Source organism: Phyllobacterium sp. T2-21 (genome assembly GCF_055378485.1).
Genome location: NZ_AP027914.1, coordinates 248,417 through 273,773 on the forward strand (window position 1 = coordinate 248,417; position 25,357 = coordinate 273,773).

General features: G+C 60.1%; 20 protein-coding genes. 6 read left to right on the top strand and 14 right to left on the bottom strand.

Translation table 11 applies throughout. The annotated features are described in order from the left end of the window. Nucleotides 1-33 precede the first annotated feature (33 nt). From ACZ5FP_RS21485 to ACZ5FP_RS21550, 14 genes are all read right to left on the bottom strand, one after another. On the bottom strand, nucleotides 34-1,296 hold the full coding sequence (locus ACZ5FP_RS21485) for a M20 family metallopeptidase (protein WP_464664093.1): 1,263 nt from the start codon (nucleotides 1,294-1,296) through the stop codon (nucleotides 34-36). Continuing rightward, entirely contained in the window at nucleotides 1,293-2,504 is a 1,212-nt protein-coding gene (locus tag ACZ5FP_RS21490; RefSeq protein ID WP_464664094.1) for an ROK family transcriptional regulator, read from the bottom strand. The genes ACZ5FP_RS21485 and ACZ5FP_RS21490 overlap by 4 nt, the downstream gene beginning before the upstream one ends. A gap of 273 nt (nucleotides 2,505-2,777) precedes the next feature. After that, nucleotides 2,778-3,128 carry a DUF779 domain-containing protein gene (locus tag ACZ5FP_RS21495; protein WP_464664096.1) on the bottom strand — a complete coding sequence of 117 codons (351 nt, stop codon included), beginning with the start codon at nucleotides 3,126-3,128 and terminating at the stop codon, nucleotides 2,778-2,780. 67 nt (nucleotides 3,129-3,195) lie between these two features. After that, nucleotides 3,196-4,713 (bottom strand): aldehyde dehydrogenase, encoded by a 1,518-nt coding sequence (adh, locus tag ACZ5FP_RS21500; RefSeq protein ID WP_464664098.1) that lies wholly within the window; start codon nucleotides 4,711-4,713, stop codon nucleotides 3,196-3,198. A gap of 201 nt (nucleotides 4,714-4,914) precedes the next feature. Then, entirely contained in the window at nucleotides 4,915-5,889 is a 975-nt protein-coding gene (locus tag ACZ5FP_RS21505) for a GAF domain-containing protein (RefSeq protein WP_346306427.1), read from the bottom strand. Between the two features lie 125 nt (nucleotides 5,890-6,014). Next, complete coding sequence (locus tag ACZ5FP_RS21510; RefSeq protein WP_464664099.1) at nucleotides 6,015-7,817, bottom strand: NAD(P)/FAD-dependent oxidoreductase; 1,803 nt, start codon at nucleotides 7,815-7,817, stop codon at nucleotides 6,015-6,017. 75 nt (nucleotides 7,818-7,892) lie between these two features. After that, complete coding sequence (locus ACZ5FP_RS21515; RefSeq protein ID WP_464664101.1) at nucleotides 7,893-8,969, bottom strand: 2,3-butanediol dehydrogenase; 1,077 nt, start codon at nucleotides 8,967-8,969, stop codon at nucleotides 7,893-7,895. A gap of 255 nt (nucleotides 8,970-9,224) precedes the next feature. Next, nucleotides 9,225-11,132 carry a sigma-54-dependent Fis family transcriptional regulator gene (locus ACZ5FP_RS21520; protein ID WP_464664104.1) on the bottom strand — a complete coding sequence of 636 codons (1,908 nt, stop codon included), beginning with the start codon at nucleotides 11,130-11,132 and terminating at the stop codon, nucleotides 9,225-9,227. A gap of 151 nt (nucleotides 11,133-11,283) precedes the next feature. After that, nucleotides 11,284-12,126, bottom strand: coding sequence for an alpha/beta hydrolase family protein (locus ACZ5FP_RS21525; RefSeq protein ID WP_464664105.1), 843 nt, complete (start codon nucleotides 12,124-12,126; stop codon nucleotides 11,284-11,286). A 21-nt stretch (nucleotides 12,127-12,147) separates the two neighbouring features. Further along, nucleotides 12,148-13,818, bottom strand: a complete 1,671-nt coding sequence (locus tag ACZ5FP_RS21530; RefSeq protein ID WP_464664106.1) for a dipeptide ABC transporter ATP-binding protein — start codon at nucleotides 13,816-13,818, stop codon at nucleotides 12,148-12,150. A gap of 2 nt (nucleotides 13,819-13,820) precedes the next feature. Continuing rightward, nucleotides 13,821-14,633 (bottom strand): ABC transporter permease, encoded by an 813-nt coding sequence (locus ACZ5FP_RS21535; RefSeq protein WP_464664108.1) that lies wholly within the window; start codon nucleotides 14,631-14,633, stop codon nucleotides 13,821-13,823. Next, complete coding sequence (locus tag ACZ5FP_RS21540; RefSeq protein WP_464664109.1) at nucleotides 14,630-15,574, bottom strand: ABC transporter permease; 945 nt, start codon at nucleotides 15,572-15,574, stop codon at nucleotides 14,630-14,632. The genes ACZ5FP_RS21535 and ACZ5FP_RS21540 overlap by 4 nt, the downstream gene beginning before the upstream one ends. Before the next feature lie 32 nt (nucleotides 15,575-15,606). Continuing rightward, on the bottom strand, nucleotides 15,607-17,148 hold the full coding sequence (locus ACZ5FP_RS21545) for an ABC transporter substrate-binding protein (RefSeq protein ID WP_464664111.1): 1,542 nt from the start codon (nucleotides 17,146-17,148) through the stop codon (nucleotides 15,607-15,609). Between the two features lie 67 nt (nucleotides 17,149-17,215). Further along, entirely contained in the window at nucleotides 17,216-18,361 is a 1,146-nt protein-coding gene (locus ACZ5FP_RS21550; RefSeq protein ID WP_464664112.1) for a C45 family autoproteolytic acyltransferase/hydolase, read from the bottom strand. A 111-nt stretch (nucleotides 18,362-18,472) separates the two neighbouring features. Between ACZ5FP_RS21550 and ACZ5FP_RS21555 the strand changes: the two genes are divergently transcribed. The 6 genes from ACZ5FP_RS21555 (at nucleotide 18,473) to ACZ5FP_RS21580 (ending at nucleotide 25,355) form a co-directional block, all read left to right on the top strand. Next, the gene (locus ACZ5FP_RS21555; RefSeq protein ID WP_464664114.1) at nucleotides 18,473-19,351 is read left to right on the top strand and encodes a GntR family transcriptional regulator; all 879 of its coding nucleotides are present in this window, start codon (nucleotides 18,473-18,475) and stop codon (nucleotides 19,349-19,351) included. Between the two features lie 160 nt (nucleotides 19,352-19,511). After that, a complete protein-coding gene (locus ACZ5FP_RS21560; RefSeq protein WP_223615266.1) occupies nucleotides 19,512-19,763 on the top strand; it encodes an acyl carrier protein in 252 nt (83 codons plus the stop codon). Beyond that, entirely contained in the window at nucleotides 19,763-20,935 is a 1,173-nt protein-coding gene (locus ACZ5FP_RS21565; protein WP_464664116.1) for an acyl-CoA dehydrogenase family protein, read from the top strand. Before ACZ5FP_RS21560 ends, ACZ5FP_RS21565 begins: the two co-directional genes overlap by 1 nt. Nucleotides 20,936-20,941: 6 nt before the next feature. Beyond that, a complete protein-coding gene (locus ACZ5FP_RS21570) occupies nucleotides 20,942-21,850 on the top strand; it encodes an amino acid--[acyl-carrier-protein] ligase (protein ID WP_464664118.1) in 909 nt (302 codons plus the stop codon). Continuing rightward, complete coding sequence (locus ACZ5FP_RS21575) at nucleotides 21,841-22,869, top strand: DUF1839 family protein (RefSeq protein ID WP_464664120.1); 1,029 nt, start codon at nucleotides 21,841-21,843, stop codon at nucleotides 22,867-22,869. The genes ACZ5FP_RS21570 and ACZ5FP_RS21575 overlap by 10 nt, the downstream gene beginning before the upstream one ends. A 5-nt stretch (nucleotides 22,870-22,874) precedes the next feature. Next, complete coding sequence (locus ACZ5FP_RS21580) at nucleotides 22,875-25,355, top strand: glycoside hydrolase family 2 protein (protein WP_464664121.1); 2,481 nt, start codon at nucleotides 22,875-22,877, stop codon at nucleotides 25,353-25,355. Nucleotides 25,356-25,357: the final 2 nt, after the last annotated feature.

Below are 25,357 nucleotides of genomic sequence, written 5' to 3' on the forward strand. Positions count from 1 at the left end.
AATGTTCCCTTTTTATTATTGTGGTGTCGTTGGTCATTCAATAACGCCGCAGTATTTGGCGATAAAGCTGGCAAACGCGACGATTCCGGCCAGGTATTCCTCCACGTCGACGCGTTCCTCATAGGTGTGGCAGTTGCGGATATCGCCCGGGGCGCAGTACACCGCCGGCGTTCCCAGTTGATTGACGAAGAATGGTGACTCGGACCAGAAAGGCGCGCCCTCGATCACGCCGCGCCCTTGCATTGCATCGGCAACGGCCTTTGACAGCATTGCAACCTCCGGCGCATGCCGGTCGATCTCGGCGGCGGTGCCGCCCAGCGGATGGTCGCGGCCCGCCGGATAGGAGATGTCGATCCTGATATCCGGATCGGTCACCGCGCCGCGAATGACAGCTTCCATCTCCGCTGCAGCCGTATCGAGGGATTCACCCGGTAAAAGCTTGCGGATCAGCGAAAGCGTGCACTCCTCTGGAACAGCAATGAAGCCGCCGCCCTTCAGCCCGGTAATCAACAGGAAGCCGCGGCCGATGAGGTCATGCTCCGCGCGCGCCGCCACCGCGTCAGAATGGTTCCACAGGGCCGACATGATGGCATGACTCGCCTTCAACGCATCCCTTCCGAGCTCCGGCACACCGAAATAAGCCGACTTTCCGGTTACCGTGATGTCGGCGATGAAAAAGCCGATCTGTGCCGAATAGACTGACAGCTGGGTCGGCTCGACATAGACGGTAAAGTCCGGCTTCGGGATGGCGCCTGCCTCGATGCGCGCGACATAATCCTTGATGCCCGCCGAGACGCCCGTTCCCGGCTGCCCGCTCTCCTCGTCCCCGACAAAGGCGAAGGCGACATCCCCGGCTAGCCGGATACCGGCCTTGTCCAGCAGCGATAGTGCGGCAAGCGCGGTGCATATGCCCGCTTTCAGGTCTCCGGCACCCCTGCCCCAGATTTGGCCGTCGATGACGGGAGCGGCGAACGGGTCCGCATGCGCGGCTCCCGCCCAATGTTCGGCCCAGCCATCGACATGGACTGTATCCGTATGGCCGATGAACAGGAGCCGCTTTCCACCGCCATTGCCCCGGCGCTCGCCCCAGATATTCGGGCGCCCCGGCAGAAAATCAGCGGTTTCAATGGCGGTGAGCGCACGGGCGCGCATCTGTTCGTTCAGATAGGCAACAAAATTTGCTTCATTTCCGGTGATGCTGTTGCGCCCGATTGCACCCCGCAGCAGTGCCACGGCGTCATCGGCATCGAGAACCTCGCGTAACCGCGAGGCGAGATTGCTTGCATCCTTCATCATACGACCTCCCGCAATGTGACTGTGCTGGCGGGTGGAAGCGAGATACGGCTATCGGGCGCATCGGCACCGAAGAGCGTATTGTGCAGGTGCCCCAACCCTATGGCGGCAGCGCCGATAATGGCGGCACGCGACCCAAGCACACTGGCCTCGACATCGATCGGATAGGGAAAACAGCGTGGCAGCAGGTCTTTTACCCGCGACAGCATCTCCGGCCGCAGGCCGATTGAACCGCCGAGGATGACTTTTTCCGGATTGGCAATGGCGGCAATGGCGCCGATTCCGCGCGCAAGAAGGCGGGCAGTGTCATCGAGAACCCTGTTGGCATTGGCATCGCCTGCCGTTGCGGCCTCAAAAATAGCGGGTACACCCAATGATATCCCCGACAGGGCCCTGTAACGCTCGATGATGCTCATCGAGGCGACCGCGCGCTCGAAGGCGCCTGCGCTCAGGGATTCCGGATCGAACGGATCGGAACCGAAGGGCAGAAAGCCGAGTTCGCCCGCCGCATGAATATTGCCGCGCACCAGTTGCCCGCCCACCATGAGGCCGCCGCCGATACCGGTTCCCAGCGCAATATAGGCAAGATTGTCGATGCCTTGGCCCTGGCCCAGCCAGTTCTCACCGATGACGGCGAGATTGACATCGTTCTCCAGCATGACGTCAACGCCGAACGCGCGTTCAAATGCTGTTGCCACATCCATGGTGTCGAAGCCGGCAATATTGGGCGCAAGCAGGATACGGCCGGTATCGCTGTCCGGCGCACCCGGCGCACCGACGACGGCAAGCCTGATCTTCTCGCGCGGGATAGCCTGACGAGCGGCCGCGTGAAAACACATGTTTGCGATCTGGTCGATAACCGCCTGCCCGCCCCTCGGATCCGTCGGTGCCGTATCCTCGGCAAAGACCTGGCAGGCCAGATCGACGATGGCCACACGTACCTTCGTGCCGCCCAGATCAACGGCGGCGATGTAGGCTGCGCTTGGAATGAGCTCATAGGTAACCGCGGTGCGCCCGACGTGACCGCTCGTACGTCCGGTTTCCTGAACCCAGCCTTCCGCTTCCAGCTGGCGGACAATCTCCGAAATCGTCTGTTTCGACAGGCCTGTCTGCTTGGAGATCGAGGCCCGCGAAATCGGACTACCCTGCACGATAGCTTCGATTACAGCCCGCTGGGAGAACTTACGGGACAGGCGCACAGCTTCGTTCAACACAGCCTCACATATTTAGTTCGTTCTATCACCGAACTAATAACGTCTTGTCAAACTTGTCAAGCGTGCAACGCCAAAAATCGAACTATTGCTGTGGCAGGATGAAGAATGTCGACCGGGTGCAATTCAGGGGCATGGAGCCGGCGACAAGGACTGTCTATGGCGCCGAGCCGGTTGCCGGGCGTTGCGGCGATATCCGGGCATAGGCGAGATCGGGTTCGGCAACCAAACCCGACGGGCCGTACCAGTCAGTTTTAATCAACCGACGGCTCACTATCTCGTCTCAAGCGGAGACACGACGCACACTTTCGAGCGCGTCAGGAACCGCACTTCGCGGCCATTGTCGAGCGAGAACATGCCGCCGCGGCCCGGCACGACATCGATGATCAGTTCGGTATGTTTCCACACGCCATATTGGGAGGCGCTGATATAGACCGGTGCGCCGCCGATTTCACCCAGACAGACGTCCTGGTCGCCGACGATGAAGTCCCCTTGCGCGTAGCACATCGGCGACGAGCCGTCGCAACAGCCGCCCGACTGGTGAAACATGATCGGCCCGTATTCCGCCTGCAGCGTCCGAATGAGATCGAGAGCAGCGGTCGTGGCACTGACCTGATTTTGCATGATGCTTCCCCAATGGTGACGCTGGCAGCGCCGCGCAGGCGCCGCCAGCTTTGCAACGTCAGAGTGCTCAGAAGAATCCGAGCTTCTTCGGGCTGTAGCTGACCAGCATGTTCTTGGTCTGCTGATAATGATCCAGCATCTTCAGGTGGTTTTCCCGGCCGATGCCCGACTGCTTGTATCCGCCGAATGCCGCATGGGCCGGATAGGCATGGTAGCAGTTGGTCCAGACGCGCCCGGCCTGAATGGCCCGACCGAAGCGGTAGCAGGTGTTTGCATCCCGGCCCCATATGCCGGCACCCAGGCCATAAAGCGTATCGTTGGCAATCGACAGCGCTTCGTCATTGTCCTTGAAGGTGGTGACCGAAACGACCGGACCAAAGATTTCCTCCTGGAAAATACGCATCCGGTTATGGCCCCTGAACACCGTCGGCTTCACATAGAAACCGCCGGCGAGATCGCCGGCCAACGCGTTGCGCTCACCGCCGGTCAGCACTTCAGCGCCTTCCTGCTTGCCGATATCGATGTAGGACAGGATTTTCTCCAGCTGCTCGCCGGACGCCTGGGCACCGATCATCGTCGCGGGATCAAGCGGGTCACCCTGAACGATCGCCTCGACACGCTTCAGCGCGCGTTCCATGAACTTGTCGTAAATGGATTCATGAATGAGGGCGCGGCTCGGGCAGGTGCAGACCTCGCCCTGATTGAGGGCAAACATGACGAAGCCTTCAATCGCCTTGTCGAAGAAATCGTCATCGTCGGACGTCACATCCTTGAAGAAAATGTTGGGTGACTTGCCGCCCAGCTCCAAGGTCACCGGAATGAGGTTCTGGCTGGCATACTGCATGATCAGGCGGCCGGTTGTCGTCTCGCCGGTAAAGGCAATCTTGGCGATGCGCGGACTGGATGCAAGGGGCTTGCCTGCCTCGAGGCCAAAGCCGTTGACGATGTTCAGAACGCCCGGCGGCAGGAGATCACCGATCAGTTCGGCCAGCACCAGAATGGAAGCCGGTGTCTGTTCCGCCGGTTTCAGCACCACGCAATTGCCGGCGGCCAGTGCCGGCGCGAGTTTCCAGATCGCCATCAGGAGCGGGAAATTCCACGGGATGATCTGGCCGACAACGCCCAGCGGCTCGTGGAAGTGATAGGCGACGGTATCATGGTCAATCTCGGAAATGCTGCCCTCCTGCGCCCGGATCACGCCAGCGAAGTAACGCAGGTGATCAATCGCGAGTGGCAGGTCTGCGGCGGTCGTCTCGCGGATCGGCTTGCCGTTGTCCCAGGTCTCGGCCTGCGCCAGCAGTGTCAGATTGTCCTCCATGACCTGCGCGATCTTGTTGAGGATGACGCTGCGTTCGGCAACGCTCGTGCGGCCCCACGCATCCTTGGCCGCATGGGCCGCATCGAGGGCTGCCTCGACATCGCTGGCGTCGGACCGGGCAATTTCGCACAGGACCTGGCCGTTCACCGGCGAGGTATTATCGAAATACCGTCCCGACTTCGGCTCGACAAACTTGCCGCCGATGAAATTGCCGTAGCGCTTCTTGAAATTGGGTCGAATGGTGCGGTTGAATTCTACCTTGTTCATGGTGTTCCTCCCTGTTGCAGGGCCCTCCGCGCCGTGAAAACTTCGGGAAGGCCATCTGCACGCTGATTGATACCGCCTCCTGCGGCCCGGAGAGGATCGCGCGCGGAGGTGCGGGTGTCATCCCGCATGGTCCATGCGGGCGAGCGCATTGTCTCACTTTTGAGACAATTGCCGGTGGCAATCAGCGAATACGCCGCAGCGTCAGTGAATACCGAGTTTCTTCAACTTGCGATGCAGGGTGGCACGCCCCATACCCATCATCGTGGCGGCAACCGAGATATTGCCGTCGGCTTTGGCAAGCACGCGCTGGATGACGCTGCGCTCGGCGGCAGCAAATTCCTGCTCGACATCCATGCTTTGCCCCAGGAGACTGGCCGCCGGCAGCGGCTTGCTCAAGGATTCATCGGTGAGACCCAGAACATGCCGGACAGTGCGGGAAGCCCCGATGACAAGGTCGTCTTCATCGACGGCAATCAGCGCGCTGGCACTGCGCTCATAGCTCACATCCGGCCCGAGCTTGGCGAGCATGATCCGCGCCTTGGGGAAGGCCAGACGAAAATTTTCCGCTTCCACGCGGCGCGCGGCATCAACGACAGCCATGGCGATCAGTTTGACGAAATCTTCCGTGAGGTCGTGACGCGCGGATGATACGTCAATGGCCGCCATCAGGCGCCCGCAATGATCGAATATGGGGGCAACGGTGCAGGACAAGGCCGTATTGCGGCTGCGGAAATGCTGATCCCGATGAATTGTTAAAGCCCGCTGTTCGGCCAGGGCGGTTCCAATGCCGTTCGTGCCTTCGCGTTCTTCGCTCCACACCGCTCCGGTCCACAGACCGATCTTGCAGAAGGTTGCATCGTCCGAAACGCTGCCGCGGCGGTCAACCGGCACGCCGTCCTTATCCGCCAGGAGCACGCAGCATCCGGCACCGCCAACGGCGGAATAGAGACGGTCCAGCGTCGCCTGCGCGGTGGTGATCAATGATCCCAGCCGTTCGCGGGCGTCCGTCAGTTCCCGTTCGCTCAAAAAATCCGGCGGCGTCCCCTCTTCAGGATTAAGCCCGTAGAGACGCATGGAGCGCCCCCAGGAGGCAACGAGCGCAGATTGCGCAGCGGCGCTTCCCAGAAGGGCGGACTGGATGTGTTCCGCATGCTGTCCATCGTACCGCGAAGCCATCGGTCTCCTCCCAAAGTCCAGGCGTCCTGACCCTAGGGTAAGCTAGTTTGCTTTTCGGTCAAGGGTGCGCCATGGCGGGTGAAGCAGCACGCGGCCACACGGCCGCATGCTGCGTTGTTTTCACGCTAGGACAGGTGATGCACCGTTTGAAGACCATAGACCGGTGTCGGAATACCTTCCATGCGGGCCTTCAGCTGGAGCGACAGGTACTGTGAGTAATGGCGTGACTGGTGCAGATTTCCGCCATGGAACCACAGGGCCTGCTGCTGCGTCGGCTTCCACATATTGCGCTGTTCGCCTTCCCACGGTCCAGGGTCCTTCGTGGTGTCCGAACCGAGCCCCCAGCACTTTCCGACCTTGTCGGCAACTTCGCGCGAGATCAGGTCCGCCGCCCAGCCGTTCATCGAGCCGTAACCGGTGGCATAGACAATCAGATCGGCCGGGAGTTCCCGCCCATCGTCCAACACGATACCGCCTTCATTCAGTTCGCGGATATTCACGCCGCTGATCAGCTTGATCTTGCCGTCGGCGATAAGGTCGCAAGCACCGACATCGATGTAATAGCCGGAACCGCGGCGCAGATACTTCATGAACAGTCCGGACTCATCGTCACCGAAGTCCAGCATGAAGCCAGCCTTTTCCAGCCGCTCGTAGAAGGCCGCATCCTTCTGACGGATCTTGTCGTAAACCGGCTTCTGGAACTCATGCATGATGCGATAGGGCAGCGAGGCAAAGATCAGATCAGCCTTGCGTGTGGTCATGCCGTTGGCGACGGCGCGCTCGGAATAAAGATCGCCCAGGCCGATTTCCATCAGGGAATCGGATTTGACAATGTGGGTCGAGGAGCGCTGCAGCATGGTGACATCAGCGCCCGCTTCCCACAGCGCTGCGCAGATATCGTGGGCGGAATTGTTGGACCCCACGACCACGACTTTCTTGCCCGCATAGGCTTCAGGGCCGGGATGCTGGGACGAATGCTGCTGCTCGCCCTTGAACACATCCATTCCCTTGAATTTCGGCCAGTTGGCTTTGCCGGACATGCCGGTTGCCAGGACAAGCTGTTTCGGCCGCAGCGTGATCTCCTTCCCATCCCGCTCGACGATGACGGTCCATTCATTGCGTGCTTCGTCGAACTGTGCCGACTTGCAAACCGTCGAGCTCCAGTAATTCAGCTCCATCACTTTCGTGTACATCTCGAGCCAGTCGCCGATCTTGTCCTTGGGAGCAAAAACCGGCCAGTTATCGGGGAACGGGATGTAGGGCAGATGGTCGTACCAGACCGGATCGTGCAGGCACAAAGACTTGTAGCGCTTGCGCCAGCTGTCCCCCGGCCGCTCGTTCTTTTCGATGATGATGGTTGGTACGCCAAGCTGCCGCAACCGGGCCCCAAGGGCGATCCCGCCCTGTCCGCCACCAATGATGAGGCAATAGGGCTGGACGGAGTAGCCAAGCTCAGCCGCTTCCGTCTCGCGCTTTTCCTTCCAGCTCTTCCGTCCAGGTTCGCTGCCATGCTGCGCACCCATGGGCCGCAGAAAACCCTTTGGTTCCTCATGTCCCTTCAATTCGGACATGGTCGTCAGCAGCGACCATATGCGGCCGTTCTTGAGGCGGATGTGCCCGTATCCCCGCGCCGCGCCGGTATCAAATTCGATCCAGCCCTGGGTGACACCATCATCCTCGGTGGCAACTTCGTTCAGATCCTGCCGCAGGTCATGCGGTTTGATGCGCGCCAGCTGTTCGGTCAGCATCGCACGGATCTGATCATGGCCTTCAAGGGTCTTCAGGTTCCATGTGAACGTGACAAGATCACGCCAGTAGCAGTCCTCCTGAAACAGGTTGACTGCCGCTTCAATATCGCCGTTCGCGAAAGCCTTTTCGAGCTTCCCGAGTACCGTTTCAATCTTCTGGTGGGGGCTGTCGTCAAGCATGAAATCTCCTCCATTCTGCCTGCCAATTGTATGAACTCTGTTAGATCGGATGCGGGCTCCTCCAGCCCGCCTGACCTATGACGTCAAATCGATCAATATTTTGAGATGCTTTCCCGCAGGATCAAGCAGGGTATCGAAACCCTCTGTCACCGCTTCATCCAGGGTGATCCGCTTGGTAACGACCTTATGTGCAGGCAAGAGACCAGAACTGATCAGTCTGATGACCCGCGGCCAATAATGCGTCGGGTAGGCCCATGATCCGCGGATATCGATATCCTTGAAGGTGACCTGGAACCAGTCGAGCGGATTTTCGTGCGGATGAAGGCCCGTTTGCACCACCACGCCCTGCTTGCGGACGGCATCGGTACAGGCTTTCAAAGCGTGTTCGTTGCCCACGCATTCAATGGCAACGTCGCAACCGACACCGCCTTCGGTTCTCGACCGGACGATGTCGCCGACAAGCTCACGCTTCGGGTTGATGGTGATCAAATCCGGCAGGATGCCGACCGCCAGTTCCAGCCGCGTATCGTTGATATCGGAGAGGAACAGTTGGGCGGCACCGGCAGCTCGGGCCGCAAGCAGCGTCAACACGCCAATCGGCCCCGCGCCGGTCACGAGAACACTGCTTCCGGCTGTCACCTCCCCGCGATCACAGGCATAGACCGCCACGGCAGTGGGTTCGACCAGCGCCGCTTCCTCGTCGGTCATTTCATCCGGGATGCGCTGCACATTGTATTCATTCAGGAGCGCATATTCCGCCATGCCGCCGGACTGCCAGCTCAACCCAGCCAAGGCCAGATCCGTGCTCAGGTGAAAAAGACCGCGATCGGCAAAATAATCGCCGGAGCGCGGCATGATCAAAGGCTGGACGGAAACGCGATCGCCCGGTTTAACCGACGTCACCCCCGCGCCGACCGCTTCAACGACACCGCCGAATTCATGCCCCAAAATCTGCGGCCCGCTGGCCCTGGTGAACGGATGCGGTTCTACCGGAATAAAGATGGGCCCCGACACATATTCGTGCAGGTCCGTTCCGCAAATGCCGACAAACCGGTTGCGGATCAATACCTGCCCGGCCTGCGGCGCCGACGAAGGCGCGTCGATATTTTCAAGACGAAGGTCTTTCGCCGCATGGAAACGCAGTGCTTTCATTCATTCCTCCCGGCCCCGTTTCGCGACAAGGCCTGTCTGTTGTTCGCATCAAGCTTCCAGCAGTGCGATCAACGCACGCAGCTGGTGTGCGAAAGCATTGCAAGGAACGTGCCAGCAGCCGGAGCGTCCTCTATCTGACTGACTTTCAAACGTTTTTATGACGAAGGAAGAATTGGCGACAGCGCGGTTGTTGCAATTCGCCACAGCTGTGGCGCGACGCCCTGCAACAGTTGCAACACCAGGGCAGGCCTGACATCAATGCGCTGCCTTTTGGCGGACGCGGCGCAGCTGCCTGTGTACGGTTGAACGGTCGACACCAAGCAGGCGCGCCGCAGCGGAAATGTTCCCGTCCGTTGCCGCCAGAGCTTCCGTCAACCGGGAGTGTTCATCATGCTGTTCACGGCCTGCGCTGACCGGATGATTTTGGGCCTGTCGCTGGACGTGCTCGGGAAGATCCGTCAGGTCTACACACCCGTTTTCACAGAGTGCCGCCGCAACATCAAGAACATTGAAAAGTTCGCGGATATTGCCGGGCCAATTGTGCCGCCGCAACGCCAACTTCGCTTCGGCGGAAACGACCGGAGCCGAACCCGTATCCGCCGTGCATTTCTTCAGGATTTCCGCGAGCAGCCAATCAAAATCGCTGCGGTCCCGCAGTGCCGGCAGTGACAGGGTGGCGGCGTTCAGCCGATAGAACAGGTCCTGGCGGAACGTGCCGTTGCGCACGAGTTCGGCAAGGTCGCGGTGGGATGCGGAGAGAATGCGTACATTGACCGGTTTGGCCCGCGATGCGCCGAGAGGCAAAACCTCGCCTTCGGCCAGTACCCGCAGAAGTCGGCTTTGCAGCGCCAAAGGCATGTCACCGATTTCATCGAGAAACAACGTGCCGCCATCGGCTTCCTCGACAAGCCCCTTGCGCCCCTTCGCCAAGGCTCCTGTGAAGGCACCCGGCGCATAACCGAACAGCTCGCTCTCGATAAGCTGCTCCGGCATGGCGGCACAATTGACGGCAATAAAGCGTCCGCTGGCACCACTACTGTCATGGATGGCGCGCGCCAGATATTCCTTGCCTGTACCGGTTTCGCCCTGGATCAGAATCGGCAATGACTTGCCGGCAAGCTTTGCCGCCTTTGTCTGCAGCCCAGCCAGATGCGGATCGCCGCCGCTCAACCGGCGCAGCGAGGCGGGGATGCGCTCCTGAACAATCGGTGCACCGCGCGATGGGTAGTGCGGTTCTATCGCATGCGCAAACAGAACATTGCCGTCCCGCGCGAACACCAGCCGGTCTTCGGACGGCCTCGTGCGGGTAAGATTGCCGAGATCGTCGACATCCATATCGAAAAACCGCGATATGGACTGCCCGATCAGATTCGCCGGCTGCCGCCAATCCAGCCCGGACGCGCGTGCCATGATCTTTGCGCCGTCGTGGGTCATGCCGATAATTCGCCCCGCACCGTCGATCGAGATCGCCGCTTCCGGATCGACGTCGAGAAATTCAGGAGAGCGCGAAAAACGCAACACCCACTCATTGCGCGTCTGGGCCATGAGATTGGCAAGCTCGATCCGCCGCGCCGTAGCCGTTACCAGGTGCAGCGCCAAGTTCTGGCTCGTCTTGATTTGCGGCGAACGCAGCAGCGAAATATCAAGCACGGCCGAAAACTGCCCTTGCGCGTCATAGATGGGTGCGGCGGTGCAGGTCAGCGGTGTATGGGTGTTGTCAAAATGATCGGTCTGATGAATCGTCAACGGCTCGCCTGTCTCCAGGCAGGAGCCAACGGCACAGGTGCCTGCCCGCGCCTCCGACCATTCCGAGCCGAGATAAAGACCCGCCTTGCGCAGATTGTTGTCGAACAGCGGATCGCCGAGGAATTCAACGGTGATCCCGTCGCGATCGGAAAGAAGCAGCACGTAGTTCTGACCGGCAACATGACGAAACAGGTTTTCGAGTCCCGACCGCGCGATTGAAATCAACTGCTCCGATTGCTGCCGATGCTCGCGCAACTGGGTTTCGGGAACGATGTAGGCCTCGCATGCCTGTGCCGGGTCCAGCCTGTGCTGCTTGATGCAGCGCAACCAGGATTCAACCACGGTTTCATCACGGTTGGTCGAGCCTCCCAGACTCACCGTCTCGATTTCGCGAATATGATCCGAATGCAGCGACATGAGATTTTGCCATGCGCCTCCCAGCGCACCGCTCTCCCTTCTTCAGCCAGACCAGTCTGCACGAGTTGGACTAATTGTAAATGCGCAGGGACTTCACAACTCAATGCAACTATAAGTCACAGTGCTGCGCCGCTGCCGGGATACTCCCGACCTATCCCGCACGCCGGCCCGCCAAAATGTCCGCAAGGAAATTCTGAACATGGCCGAGCACCTGCATGCGATCGTGCGAAATACCGGGAACAAGATCGAATTTCACGGAGACACCGGCACCTTCAAAGGAGCGCCGAAGAGCCGACAGCCGTTCCGGCCGCGTGCGCCCCGCATCGTTTGCCCCTGGCATCCAGTTTGTACTGCCCTCCGGAATGGTGATTTCCCATGTTTCCAGATCGGCATCGCCGACGACCATATGCATGGGGATACGAGCCAGCGCATCCCGGTCGAAGGTGATGCCAAACCGTTCCTGCAGATTGCGGATACCCACCCACCAGTCCTTGTCCGGATCAAGCAGGGTCACGGAACCGGGCGCGCCGATTGAGGCGGCCCAAAGTTTTTGCGGATGCAATATGGCAAAGCGGTGGGTGAAGTGACCGCCGCCGGAGAACCCGAACATGGCGAACATATCCCAATTCTGCTGGTACTTTGTGGCAACCTCCGCAACCATGTCCAGAAGAAGCAGATCGTAGCGGATATCGCCCTCGATCATGAACTTGTAGCCGCTGCGCGCGTCATCGCCCCGGACGCCGACGGGGAAAACGGGGCAAAGAATGGCGCAGTCGTTCCACCGGCCGAATTCGGCAAAGCCATCGCGGAAATCGAGAAACGATGTGCGTCCCGTACCGTGCACAGCCACCAGAAGATCGACCTTCCCGCCCTTGCCGACGATGGGAGGCACGTAAAGGCAATAATGAAACCGGGGATCGGATTTGCAGGCAAAAATGGCCGTGCGGCCAAGATCATAGATCGCTTGCGCCCGGTTTTCAGATGATGGTGACATGCTATTCCTCGCTACAATGATTCAAGACCGGCCACCGGCTGATTTCCTGCCAACTTCGTCAAAACGCCATCCCAGTTCGACGCCACCATTGTCGGTGCTGAACAGAGCGGGAATGGCCTGGAGCAGTTTGCGGGTATAGTCCTGTTGCGGATTGTCGAAGATCGCATCACGGCTGCCCTCTTCGACAATGACACCGTTGTTCATGACGATGACCCGGTCGGCGATCTGCTCGACCACAGCCAGATCATGGCTGATGAACAGGCACGAGAAGCCGTGCTTTCGCTGCAGCTCGGCGAACAGCTTGAGCACCTGCGCGCGGACTGTCACATCCAGTGCCGAAACCGGCTCGTCGGCGATGACGAATTGCGGCCGCCTGACAACGGCGCGGGCAATGGCCACGCGTTGTCGCTGGCCGCCGGACAGCTGGTGCGGGAAACGCGCAGCAAACGCCGAAGACAGGCCCACTTCGTCAAGAACTTCCGCGACACGCGCGCTCTTTTCTTTGCTCGTCAGTTCCGTCGAATGGCGAAGTGCCTCCCCGATCAGGCTGCCGATCGTCATGCGCGGATCAAGCGACGAATAAGGGTCCTGAAACACCATCTGACAATTGAGCCGATACTCCGTGTAATCGGCCGCCGATGTCTGGACCGACTTGCCGTTGAAAAGGATTTTGCCATCCGTCGGTTCGATCAATCCGGCGATGGTGCGCCCCAAAGTGGTCTTGCCCGATCCAGATCCGCCGACCACCGCAACGACCTCTCCGGGCATAACGCTCAGGCTGACGCCGCTCAGGGCACGCTTGGGCTGCCCCTTGCGCAACAGGCTGCGGCGCGCGGCAAAGTCGACGATGAGGCGATCGACAGTGATCCGCGCCACCGGCGAGATCTCCACAGCCCTTGCAGGCATACGGTGCGGCAGGGCGGAAAGCAGTTTGCGCGTATAGGGATGCTTCGGCGCACGCAGCAGATCCCGGGTATCCCCCTGCTCGACGATTTCGCCTTGCGACATGACCACGGCACGGTCCGAATATTTTGCCACCATCGCCAGATCGTGGCTGATCATGAGAACCGCCGTGTTGTTCTCGCGCGTGAGATCAACCATCAGTTCGAGCACATCGCGCTGGACCACCGCATCCAATGCCGTGGTTGGCTCGTCGGCAATCAGCAAGGCCGGTTTGAGCAGCATCACCGCAGCCAGCATGATACGCTGGCGCATGCCGCCGGAAAAATGATGCGGCATGGCTGCGAGTGCCGTCTGCGGGTCATTCAAGCCAACCCGGGCCAGCATGTCGACAATCAGCCTATGGCGTTGTCGTCCCGTCAGCCGCCGGTGCAGCCGCAGCCCCTCTTCCAGCTGGCGGCCGATCGTCATCGATGGATTGAGCGATGTCATCGGCTCCTGGAAAACCATGCCGATCCGGGCGCCACGCAACGCCTGCAGATCGCGCTTGTGCATGCTGCCGATTTCCCGTCCTTCGAAACATATCGTTCCGGCGGCACGCTGTACCGCTGGGGGATTGAGCGCAATGACGGCGCGGGCTGCCATCGACTTTCCGGAACCGGACTCGCCGACAATTCCGACGATTTCACCCGCTTTGACATTGAAGCTGATGGTCTTGAGTATCTGAATTCCCGTTCGTGCTACCTCAAGGGAAAGGCCGTGCACATCGAGCAGTGGTGTGTTCTCCCGCATCGTCAGCCCCTCATCCTTGGATCGAGTTTGTCACGCAGAGCGTCACCAAGCAGATTGATCCCGAGCAAAGTCAGCGAGATGCAGAGACCCGGAAATATGGCCAGCCACACCGCCTGGGATATGAAGGGGCGTCCGCTCGCAAGCATGTTGCCCCAGGTCGGCGCGGGCGGCGGCACGCCGAGGCCGAGGAAACTGAGCGCGCTTTCGGCAAGCAGCACCCAGCCGAACATCGACGTGGCGAGGACCGTAAGCGGTGCGACACAGTTGGGCAGGATGTGGCGGCCCATCGTATAGGCGTTCGAGTTGCCCATGACACGCGAGGCTTCGATGAACTCCCGCTCGCGCAGTGACAGGACGTTGCCGCGGACAATCCGCACGACAGTCGGGGTATAGGCGAGGCCAAGCGCCAGAATGATGCCATACTTGTTCGCCCCGACAATCGCTAGCAGCCCGAGCGCCAAGAGGATGCCCGGGAAGGCGAGCAGCGCGTCATTGAAGGTCATGACGATGCGATCGACCCAGCCGCGGAAATAGCCCGTCAGTATCCCGATCAGGGTGCCGGCGGTGACGGCGAGCGCCACGGTGAGCAGGCTTATCCAGAAACTGGTCGCAGCACCTGCCAGCAGCCGGCTGAGCACATCGCGGCCGAACTCATCCGTCCCCAGCCAGTGGGCGGTGCTTGGCCCGGCAAGTTTGAGCTTGAAGTCGAGGCCGAGCGGATCATAGGGCGTCCATACCGCCCCCATGAATGCCCCGGCCAGCAATGTTCCAATCAGCGCGCTACCGAGGAGCGCATTGGGAGCGAGATTTCTCATTCGGCAGTCACCCTCGGATCAAATAGGGGATAGAGCAGATCGACAATGAGGTTCACCAGCACGTACACCGTTGCAATGAGCAGAAGGCAGCCCTGGATCACCGGATAGTCCCTGGCGAAAATGGCATCGACAAGCAAACGTCCGAGACCGGGTATGGTGAACACCGTTTCAACCACCGCAATACCGCCGAGCAGATTGCCGAGGACGATGCCGATCAGGGTCCAGGTTGGGCCAAAGGCATTCTTGAACGCGTGCCGCCAGAGGACCGCGGATTCCGACAGGCCCTTGGCCCGGGCGTGGGTGATGTAATCCAGCTGCATGACTTCCAGCGTCGAGGCGCGCGCCATGCGCAGGATCACGCCGATCTCGTGCAGGAAGAGCGTCACCACCGGCAGGATGATATAGAGCAATCCCTGCGGAAGGTTCTGGGACATGGAGACATAACCCAGCACCGGAAGCCAGCCCAGCTTCAGCCCAAAGAACAACAGCAGGAGCAGCCCCATCCAGAACGCCGGGATGGAGAGCAGGATGGTTGCACCGCCGACCAGCGCCATGTCCGTCATGCTGTTTTGCCGCCAGGCGGCGATCATCCCCGCCGGCACGGCAACGATACTCGCCAGGAAAACTGCGATCAGGACGATTTCCGCACTGATGCGCAAGCGCGCCAGTATCAGCGGCAGAACCTCCTGCTGGTTGGTGATCGACCGGCCAAAGTCGCCGTGCATTATATTGCCGAGCCAGATTGCGAACTGGGCCGGAATGCTTTGGTCGAGCCCCAGCCTGGCGCGCAGATCCGCAAGGCTCGCCGGATCCGCCAGGTCACCCAGCATCAGCGATGCCGGATCACCGGGAATGAGGCGGATGAGAAAGAACACGGACACCGCCACGATGAACAATGTCGGGATCGCAGTGCCAACGCGGGTAATGGCGAACTTCAGCATGCTGACCTCTCGGGCTTATGGGAACACAGCGTCTACTGCTCGAGACCGAGCTCCCAAAGCCGGAGTTTTGCCTGCCAGACAGGCGTGCCCTTCAAGCGCTTGCTGTTGACGGTTTCACCCGTGCCATTGCAATAAATGATCAAGGGAACATCATGCAGCAGCTTTTTGTGAAGCTCGTCGAAGATGGCCTGCCGCTGCGTCTGATCCGACACCTCCATGGCTTTGGCAATCAGCCCCAGCGCCTCCGGATTGTCCCAGACCTTCCGCGGCTGTTTGTCCTTGGGCCCGGAGAACTGCTCGAAACTCAGAGCCGGATCGAGACGCGCGGAATAGGAGAAGGACATCATCTGGTATTTGCCGGAATTGTAACGGTCGAGCTGGGTTGACCAGTCGAGGACCTCAATGCGGGCGTTGATGCCGACGGCCTGAAGCATGGCCTGTGCCACCACCGCCGCATCGAAACTCGGTGCAGTGGGACGCTTGTTGGCGATGATGTTGATTTCCTCGCCCTTGTAGCCGGCCTTGGCAAGCAGGTCCGCCACCTTTGCCGGATCAGGGGCAAAGGCTTCTTTCTGGATCTCGCTGTAGTAGCGCGAGCCGGGAAAGATGGCGGAATTGTTGGGACGACCGGTACCGTTGGTCGCCTGTGCGACGAGGGTGGGAAGATCGAGCGCCGCGGCGATGGCTTGCCGCATCTCCACCTTGGAAAGGAGCGGATCCCTGGTCTGCATCAGGAATGTATGCTTGGAGGCTTCCGCTCCCGTCGTTACGGTGAAATTCGCATTGGCTGAAAACTCCGGAATGTCGGTGCTCAGAACCGATGCGACATCCAGCGCGCCGGACAATAGACCGGCTTTTACCGTCGCCGGATCGGGTACGACAAGGAATTTGATTTCCTTGATCAGCGGGCGCTTGGAGCCGACATAGCCATCGGCCTTGTCTCCGCCCGGCGAAACATAGTTTTCAAAGGCGTCGAGGGTGATGTACTCTCCGCGCTTCCAGTTGCCGAACTTGTATGGCCCGGTACCGATGGGCTTGTCCCAGCTGCCATCGGCCTTGACCGACGCCTTCTGCAGGACCGCGGTCATCCCGCAATCCGTGCGCGCCAGCGTATCGAGAAAAATCGCGCTCGGGTGATTGATCTTCATGACCACGGTTTGCGGATCGGGTGTCGTGACGGCGTCCACCTTGAGGCCATTGCGGCCGTCGAATTCCGGCAGGCAGCGCCACTCGGTCTTGGGGTCCATGTAACGGGTCCAGCTCCACAGCACGTCGGCAGCGGTCAACGGCTCTCCGTTGTGAAAGGTAACACCGGACCTGAGCTTGAACGTGTAGGTCAGCCCATCCGGCGAAAGCTCGAAGCTCTGTGCAAGCAGCGGCCCAACGGAGCCGTCTTCTTTATAGCCGACGAGACCCTCCACGGTGTGCAGGACCACAGCATCCGTATAGTCGTCGCGGTTGACGCCGGGATTGGAGCTGCGAATGTCAGCCGGAATTGCCGCGGTAATCGACTGGGCGGCGGCAGGCGCCGCGATCAGCCCCAATGCCAATGACATCAAAATAGCATTCTTCATATTCTGAACCCCATTATTCATTCGGGCTTAGGTGCCCGTTGGTTGAAGAAGGAAAGATTTCCGCCCTTTAAGCGGCCGCGACTTGAACCGGGTCCGACCGAAGGCTGTAACGGGTGAAGTTGCGGTTGATGGCCGGCAGGCAGGCAACCTCCATGGTGCCACTGGCGGGATGCATGATGACCATGGCAACCGTGGCCGAAAGGTTCCCTTCGGTGTTCAATCTCGGCGGCCTGCAAACGGCATAGGGCGTCAGGAAGTCATCGAAGAACGCGCGCTTCATATCGGCAATGCCGAGTTTTTCCCCGGCTTCCTCCAGTATCTTGCGCACGCGCCAGTCACGGTACGGGCTTTCCGGCACATGCGGCAGCCCTGTGTCCCGGAGTTTTGAAAGTGCCACGGGGCTCACCCAATGGTTGGCGTGAACAATCAACCCATTGGCCGGCAATATATGGAATACCTCGTCCGGTGCGCACTCAAGGTCGATTGCAAAACCCGCACCGGTCGAAAGGATCATGTTGTTGGAGCAGGCCTTCGGCGTTCCCGCCACCGCCCGCATCGCAAGGGCGAAATGCTCCTGCTCCAATGCCTTGCGCCGGATCAGCGCCAGGGGGACGCCCTGCTGCCGGTAGTCGCGATCGGATTCAAGATAGTTTGCGGTGATGCAGACGCCGGCGCTGTTCATGCCGTTCCGCGCAAGACCACCCGCTTCGACGAATGTCAGGAAATTCGGGCCGTCCTCCTGCAGAACCCGCAACACGATGGCCGTCTCGGCGCACTCGGTCTTCCAGTCCCAGTTCTGGCCGTGAATAAGAGTGCCGTCCAGGCTTCTCTCGGGAAGAATGACCGCTCCGGTGCATCCATCATCGATCTCATCTTCCTCATCCAGCGGAGCGTTCTTTTCCAGACGCGCCTTGGCGATGACTTCGGTGCGCGCATTGATCATGACGATATCGTCGAAAGCAACGCCAGCGCCCTCGGCGATGCCGCGCATCTCCTCGATGTAGTGCGCACCGAAATTCGCGATTTCCCCGGCAAACTCCTCGATAAGCCGCGTCTTTTCGGATGCGCTGTAGCCCAGTTTGGCAAGCTGGTCGCCATACAGCGCAACGCTTTTTTTCACGCGCTCGGGCACCGCCGCACCGTATTGGCGTCCACGCTCAAACGGCGTCCCGGAGACGGTTACGAAGGGAAAGGATGTCGGATATGAACTCATCGCTGTGCCTTATAGTGTATTTTGTTTAATTTACGTACACTTTAATACGTAATGATTGCGTGTCAATTGGCTTTTATGCAAAAATAAGCCGCATAGGATATGGAGCCAGGATTGACCGTCAGTGACCTGCAGATAGAAATCGCCCGCCAGATCGTTTCCTTGGCCTCGTCGGAGCGCTGGCCTGTCGGCGAGCGCGTGTCGGATTTTGCTTTGGCCAGAAGGCTGGGGGTCTCACGATCACCGATCCGCTCGGCTCTTGCTCTGCTGGCGAGCCGCGGCGTTCTGGCCCATGCGCCCGGCCGGGGCTATGTCCTGGCTCTCCTGCCTGATGGCAACGGCGATATCGATGGTATCGCGCCCCCATCGGAGCTCGAAGACATCCACAAACGGCTGATGGCTGACCGGGCGACGGGCGCAATACCGATGGAGGTATCAGAGACGCTGCTGGCGGAGCGTTACAGCTCCACACGGGGAACCATTCGCAAAGTCCTGCTGCGGTTTGCCGCCGAAGGCCTGGTCCAGCGCCAGAGGGGCCATGGCTGGGCCTTTGCCGAAAGCCTCGATACCGACCAGGTGGAGGAGGAAAGCTATCAGTTCCGCATGATCCTGGAATGCGGCGCCCTGCGGCATCCGGGCTTCAGGGTGGACAAGGACCATCTTACTTCCATCCGCGCCGCGCAGGCGGATATCATGCGCATTCCGCCCGCATCGGTTCAGCGCGATCAGTGGTTCAACGTCAATGCGTCGTTCCACGAAGCCCTGGCGGTCTGGTCGGGCAATCGCTTTCTCGTTCAGGCCGTTCGCCAGCAAAACAGCCTGCGGCGCATTACCGAGTACGCCTATTTCGAAAGGCTCCCGCACGAACGCATCCGTCAGGTCTGCATCGAACACATTGCCATTCTCGACGCCCTGTCCGAGAACGACGTGATCTTTGCCGAGGCCCTTTTGCGCCGTCACATCGAAGGCGCAAGCCGCTATGAGGTGGAATGACCGGATGCTGGACTTACTAGTCTCGGGTCATAATCAAACCCGTTCCTGCCGTGATTCCCAAAAAAACAACCATAACTAGAAATAAAGACTTCAGACGATAGAAACTGCCGACATATTCGCGTATTGCAGACAGCGATAAATATGTGCGGGGGTGCATCCAATGAATGAAGCCATTCGGGAACTTTTGGCTAAGGTAGGCGGTTTGCCGGTCGCGGTCGATCAGATCAGCGATGAAGAAGACCTATACAATGCGGGGTTGTCCTCGTTCGCCTCCGTCCAGCTGATGCTGGGCATCGAGGACACATTCGATATTGAGTTTTCGGACCAGTTCCTCAACCGCAAATCCTTTGCCAGCATCAAGGCTATCGAACGGACAGTGGAAGCGATCCTCAAGAACAATGAGGACGCCTGATGAACGCCGGCGCCGGTAACAGTCTGCAGCAGCGCGCGTCGCGCGTTGCTGCCATCGCCGCCCAGTTCGCCGACAATGTTGATACCGAAGCACGCTTTCCGCGCGAAGCCATCAATGCGATGAAGGCCGAGCATCTGCTTGGTATCCAAGTTCCCGCCGATCTTGGCGGCGAAGCGGCGCAGGTCGAGCAGATTGCGGAAATATGTTCCATTATCGGACAGTCCTGTGCTGCCAGCGCGATGATTTTCGCGATGCACCACATCAAGCTGTCGAGCCTGGTCGAACATGGCCAATCCGCAGAATGGCACCGGGCCTTCATGCACCGGGTTGCGGCCGAACAGCTGCTGCTGGCATCCGCTACCACCGAAGGCGGCATTGGCGGGGATTTGCGCAACAGCCTATGCGCCATCGAAATTGACGGCGATACCTGCCGCCTCGAAAAGAATGCGACAGTCATTTCCTACGGCACCGAAGCCGATGCGATCCTGATCACCTCCCGCTCGGGCGCGGAGGCCGCATCTTCCGACCAGGTCATGACCGTTTTTGTCAGGGACCAGTATACGCTGGAGAAGACAAACGGCTGGGATACCCTCGGCATGCGCGGCACCTGCTCGGAAGGCTTTGTTTTCCGGGGAGCCGGCAGCACGGAACAGATCCTGCCCCACCCTTTCGCGGAAATAGCGGCGCAGTCCATGCTGGCCATGGCACACCTCCTCTGGAGCGCGCTCTGGTACGGCATTGCAGTCGATGCCGTAACCCGGGCCCAGTCCTTCGTCAGGGCAGCAGCCAAGCGTGCGCCCGGTGTTCAGCAGCCGGGAGCATTGCGCGTCGCCGAAGCGTCGAACATGCTGCAGATGCTGAAGTCCGAAATCGTGGCCTGCCTCAATACCTACCGGCATGCCAAGGACGACAGCGACAAGCTCGCCTCGATGGGCTTTGCCATTACGATGAACAACCTCAAGGTTGGCGCATCGCAATCCATTCTGCAGATCATCAATCATGCCATGCTCGTCTGCGGCATCATGGGTTACAAGAACGGAACACCCTACAGCCTCGGCCGGCATTTGCGCGATGCCAATTCGGCTCAGCTCATGGTTTCCAATGAGCGCATTCTTGGCAACACGGCCACAATGCTGCTCATCCATAAACAGAACACCAGTCTCTTGGGGTAACACGGCATGGACGCTCAAATATCTTTTCTCGACCGCCTGTTTTCGGCTGGTCTCCTGCTCGATACCGGCGTTGACGGTCTTTATGGACGCAGCGGCCGTTTCGAGGACGTCATTGCCGCGTTCGAGCGGCTGATTGACCGCACCGGCGGCAGCGATGGTGCCGAAGCCATCCGCTTCCCGCCCGGAATGAACCGCGCCATCTTCGAAAAAAGCGGCTACATGAAGAGTTTCCCGCAATTGGCCGGAACCATCCACAGTTTCTGCGGATGTGAGCTTGATCATGTCAACCTCATCCAATGCATGGATGCCGGCAAGGACTGGACGAAGGAACAGCAAGCGACCGATATCGTGCTGACGCCGGCCGCCTGCTATCCGCTCTATCCCGTCGTCGCCCAGCGCGGCGACCTGCCGGCAGATGGCGGACTGTTCGACCTGCAGTCCTATTGCTTCCGGCACGAACCGTCGAAAGACCCGGCGCGCCAGCAGATGTTCCGCATGCGTGAATATGTCCGCATGGGCAAGGCCGACGACGTGACGGAATTCCGCCAGCTCTGGATCGAGCGCGGCACGGACATCATGCAGCGGGTGGGCCTTCCCGTTCACATCGACGTTGCCAACGATCCGTTCTTTGGCCGCGCCGGACGCATGCTGGTCAACAATCAGCGCGATCAGAACCTGAAATTCGAACTGCTTATCCCGATCACATCGACCGAGAATCCGACCGCCTGCATGAGCTTCAACTATCATCAGGATCATTTCGGTACGAAATGGGGCATTCAATTCGCTGATGGCACGACCGCCCATACTGCCTGTGTCGGATTTGGCCTGGAGCGGATTGCGCTTGCCCTGTTCCACCATCATGGCCTCGACATCGAAGCCTGGCCGGAACAGGTTCGTCAGGAATTGTGGGGCTGACCGGCGGCATGCAAGCTGTTTTCCCCCACATCGATCCGCAGACCTACCGGCCGCATGCCCTGCATGCGCAGGACCGGATTTGGCCGGAGACCAACTGCTACGTTGATCTGTGGATCGAGGTTCTTGCCGCACAGAACCTGCCGCCGGAAGCAATGCTGGGCTTCACCCTGAACCAGGACTTTGAAGGCGATCAGTTTACCTTTTTCAAGGTACCGCTGGAGGATCTGGAGACGCTCTACGGCATTCGCGTCGGCGAGCTTGCCATCTTTGACACGGTGGAAAGCCACGTGGCCGCACAGATGGCACGGGGCCGCCTCACCCTCGTGGAGATGGACAGCTATTTCATGCCGGACACCCATGGGGTGGGCTACCGCAGTGAGCACGGCAAGACGACGGTTGCCATCAACCGCATGGATACGCAAAACCGCAGCCTCGATTATTTCCACAATGGCGGCTTCTTCCGCCTGGACGGTGACGATTTTGACGGCCTGTTCCAGCGTCATCTGACTGATGAGGACATGCCGTTCCTGCCCTATACGGAATTTGCAAAATTCCCGGACCAGCCAGCCGATGCCGCGTCCATACGCGCGAAATCCGCACGTCTGCTGCCCGGCCATTTCGCCCGCCGGCCTGCAGCAAATCCCATTCGCGCGTTCATGGATGTGTTTCCGCTGCAGGCCGAGGTCGTGGCGGAACGGCCCTTTGCGTTCTTCCATAAATACGCCTTCAACACGATGCGCCAACTGGGCGCCAACTTCGAGCTTGCCGCCAGCCATCTCACATGGTTGTGCCCGGATGGGGTCTTTGCGGCGGCGGCAAACGATGCGATCCGTATTGCCGAGGTCGCCAAGGCGGCGCAGTTCCAGCTTGCCCGTGCCGTCACGCGCAAGAAATTTGCCCCGCTGGCGGATGCACTCCTTCCAGCCGCAGATGCATGGGACAGCATGATGGATATTCTGGCTTCGGAACTCGGCCATCCCAAAGTGCACACCGCTGCCGAAAGCCGCGTGGACGCTTGACGCGGATGGAGAGCGTGCCGCTGCCGATCAGCACCGGAGACGGCCAACGCCTCGATGAGGCGTGGCACCTCATCCTGACGGCATCGGGCGAGGCATCCGGACCGGATCAGGTGCGCCGCGAAGGCGCTTTGCCCAATGTCCCGGTACCCGGCACAGTGGCAGAAGCCCTGGAACAGGCCGGCCGGTTTGAACGTGACGCTCCCTTTCCACTCAATCAACAGGACGCCTGGTATATCAGGGCATTCGGCAACGAACCGGCGGGAACGGCCGTTCTCCGTTTCGAAGGGCTGGCGACAATCGCTGAAGTCTATTGGAACGGCAGCCGCATTCTGCAGTCCGGCAATATGTTCCTGTCGTCGGACGTTGCAGTCGAATTGACCGGCAGGGACGAGCTCGCCATATGTTTTCGCGCATTGGCGCCTCTTCTCAACCGGAAGGGGGCCCGCGCACGCTGGCGCACGCAACTGATGAACGAACAGGGCCTGCGTCTGCTGCGGACCACGCCTCTCGGCTACATGCCCGGCTGGTGTCCCGAAATTCATCCGGCAGGTCCATGGCGCCCGGTACGGCTGTTGCGGCCGGGCTCCGAGCCGATAGCGGATATTGACATCCACAGCGAATTGACCGGCGGTGGCGACGGCGTCCTCCGCGTAAGCTTTGCCTGGTCGGGCCCGTTCAAACACCCCGTGGTGGAATGTGCCGGCTGCAGCATCGAAGCCGTTCTGAACGATGACGGCCGCTGGCATGCGCGTCTTGATTTGCCCGGTGTGACCCAGTGGTGGCCTCACACGCACGGTTCGCCGGTCCTGCATGACGTCGTGCTCCGTGCCGGGGATGAAACATATCGGCTGGGGCGCACGGGGTTCAGGAGCCTGGAGATCGACCGTGGCGATGATAGTCAAGGCTTTGCCTTGATCGTCAACGGCAAGCGCATTTTCTGCCGGGGCGCGGTCTGGAGCTCCGCCGATATTGTCCGCCTGCCGGGCAAGCGCGAGGATTACGCAGTCTGGCTGCGCCTTGCCGCCGAAGCCGGAATGAACATGATCCGTATCAGCGGCATTACGGTCTACGAAAGCAATGATTTCTTCGATCTGTGCGACGAGCTCGGCATCCTGGTCTGGCAGGATTTCATGTTCGCCAATTTCGATTATCCCGTGAAGGATGCGGAGTTTTCAGCGCAAGTCGACGCGGAAGCCCGGCAATTGCTCAAGAGAACACGCGCAGCCCCATCCCTGGCGGTCCTGTGCGGTGGCAGCGAAATCTACCAGCAGGGCTCCATGCTGGGCTTGCCGGAAACCGTTTGGAAAGGGCCGCTGACCGAGGAAATCCTGCCGTCCCTGTCACGCAGTCTGCGTCCCGACGTGCCCTACGTCGCCAATTCGCCATGCGATGGTGCGCTGCCCTTTATCGCCAATGCCGGCGTCAGCCACTATTACGGCGTCAGTGCCTATTGCCGGCCGCTGGAGGACGCCCGCCGCGCCAATGTCCGCTTCGCCACGGAATGCCTGGCGTTTTCCAACGTTCCGGAAGCCCGCACATTGACGGCGCACCTGAACGTGCCTGCGGTCCACCATCCCCGCTGGAAGGCAAGGGTACCCCGCGACAACGGTGTATCCTGGGACTTCGAAGATGTGCGGGAGGCCTATCTCGCCATGCTGTACGGCTTCGACCCGACGACGCTGCGCCGCGAAGACATGCGGTCCTACCTGCACCTGTCCCGGGCGGTAACGGCCGAAGTGATGGAAGCCACCTTTGCCGAATGGCGGCGGCCGGGAAGCAGCTGTTGGGGCGGCCTGGTCTGGATGCTGCAGGATCTCTTGCCGGGGGCAGGCTGGGGCGTCATCGACAGCACGGGTGAGCCGAAGGCGGCATGGTACGGCTTGAAACGTGCCTCGCGCCCCGTCAATCTCACCCTCACCGATGAGGGCGTTAATGGTCTTGCGCTTCACATCGTCAATGAACGGCCGCACGGGCTGGAAGCCAGCGTGGAGGTCACATCCCTGCGCGCCGGGAAACAGCCGGTTGTATCAGACCACCGTGATCTGACGCTCGAACCCGGCCAATCATTGACGCTGGCAGCGACGGATCTGTTCGGTGCCTTCTTTGACACAACCTATGCCTATCGCTTTGGCCCGGTTTCCCATGACGTGACCGTGGCCCGCCTGAAAGACCCGCAGTCCGGCAGGGTTCTCGCCGAAGCTTTCCATTTTCCGCAAGGCCGGACGAAAGCCTTCCATGACGCGGCAGTCGAAACCGCCCTTACCCTGGAGGGGAATGTCTGGTTCCTTGAGCTGACCACACCCGTGCTCGCCCAGTCAGTCCATGTGGATATCGAGGGCTACCGGCCCGATGACAACTGGTTTCATCTGGCGCCTGGCGAGACCAGGCGGCTCGAATTGATCCCGCGGGACGGCACTGCGCTTTCAACCCGCCCAGCCGGCGAAATCCGCATTGCCGGAAGTCCTCGCACCGTCTGGTTTGAGTGATC

Excerpts from the sequence above, each read along its gene's own strand:
- ACZ5FP_RS21485 (WP_464664093.1), bottom strand. The coding sequence starts at position 1,296 with ATGATGAAGGATGCAAGCAATCTCGCCTCGCGGTTACGCGAGGTTCTC.
- ACZ5FP_RS21495 (WP_464664096.1), bottom strand. The coding sequence starts at position 3,128 with ATGCAAAATCAGGTCAGTGCCACGACCGCTGCTCTCGATCTCATTCGG.
- adh (WP_464664098.1), bottom strand. The coding sequence starts at position 4,713 with ATGAACAAGGTAGAATTCAACCGCACCATTCGACCCAATTTCAAGAAG.
- ACZ5FP_RS21505 (WP_346306427.1), bottom strand. The coding sequence starts at position 5,889 with ATGGCTTCGCGGTACGATGGACAGCATGCGGAACACATCCAGTCCGCC.
- ACZ5FP_RS21510 (WP_464664099.1), bottom strand. The coding sequence starts at position 7,817 with ATGCTTGACGACAGCCCCCACCAGAAGATTGAAACGGTACTCGGGAAG.
- ACZ5FP_RS21515 (WP_464664101.1), bottom strand. The coding sequence starts at position 8,969 with ATGAAAGCACTGCGTTTCCATGCGGCGAAAGACCTTCGTCTTGAAAAT.
- ACZ5FP_RS21520 (WP_464664104.1), bottom strand. The coding sequence starts at position 11,132 with ATGTCGCTGCATTCGGATCATATTCGCGAAATCGAGACGGTGAGTCTG.
- ACZ5FP_RS21525 (WP_464664105.1), bottom strand. The coding sequence starts at position 12,126 with ATGTCACCATCATCTGAAAACCGGGCGCAAGCGATCTATGATCTTGGC.
- ACZ5FP_RS21530 (WP_464664106.1), bottom strand. The coding sequence starts at position 13,818 with ATGCGGGAGAACACACCACTGCTCGATGTGCACGGCCTTTCCCTTGAG.
- ACZ5FP_RS21535 (WP_464664108.1), bottom strand. The coding sequence starts at position 14,633 with ATGAGAAATCTCGCTCCCAATGCGCTCCTCGGTAGCGCGCTGATTGGA.
- ACZ5FP_RS21540 (WP_464664109.1), bottom strand. The coding sequence starts at position 15,574 with ATGCTGAAGTTCGCCATTACCCGCGTTGGCACTGCGATCCCGACATTG.
- ACZ5FP_RS21545 (WP_464664111.1), bottom strand. The coding sequence starts at position 17,148 with ATGAAGAATGCTATTTTGATGTCATTGGCATTGGGGCTGATCGCGGCG.
- ACZ5FP_RS21550 (WP_464664112.1), bottom strand. The coding sequence starts at position 18,361 with ATGAGTTCATATCCGACATCCTTTCCCTTCGTAACCGTCTCCGGGACG.
- ACZ5FP_RS21560 (WP_223615266.1), top strand. The coding sequence starts at position 19,512 with ATGAATGAAGCCATTCGGGAACTTTTGGCTAAGGTAGGCGGTTTGCCG.
- ACZ5FP_RS21565 (WP_464664116.1), top strand. The coding sequence starts at position 19,763 with ATGAACGCCGGCGCCGGTAACAGTCTGCAGCAGCGCGCGTCGCGCGTT.
- ACZ5FP_RS21570 (WP_464664118.1), top strand. The coding sequence starts at position 20,942 with ATGGACGCTCAAATATCTTTTCTCGACCGCCTGTTTTCGGCTGGTCTC.
- ACZ5FP_RS21580 (WP_464664121.1), top strand. The coding sequence starts at position 22,875 with ATGGAGAGCGTGCCGCTGCCGATCAGCACCGGAGACGGCCAACGCCTC.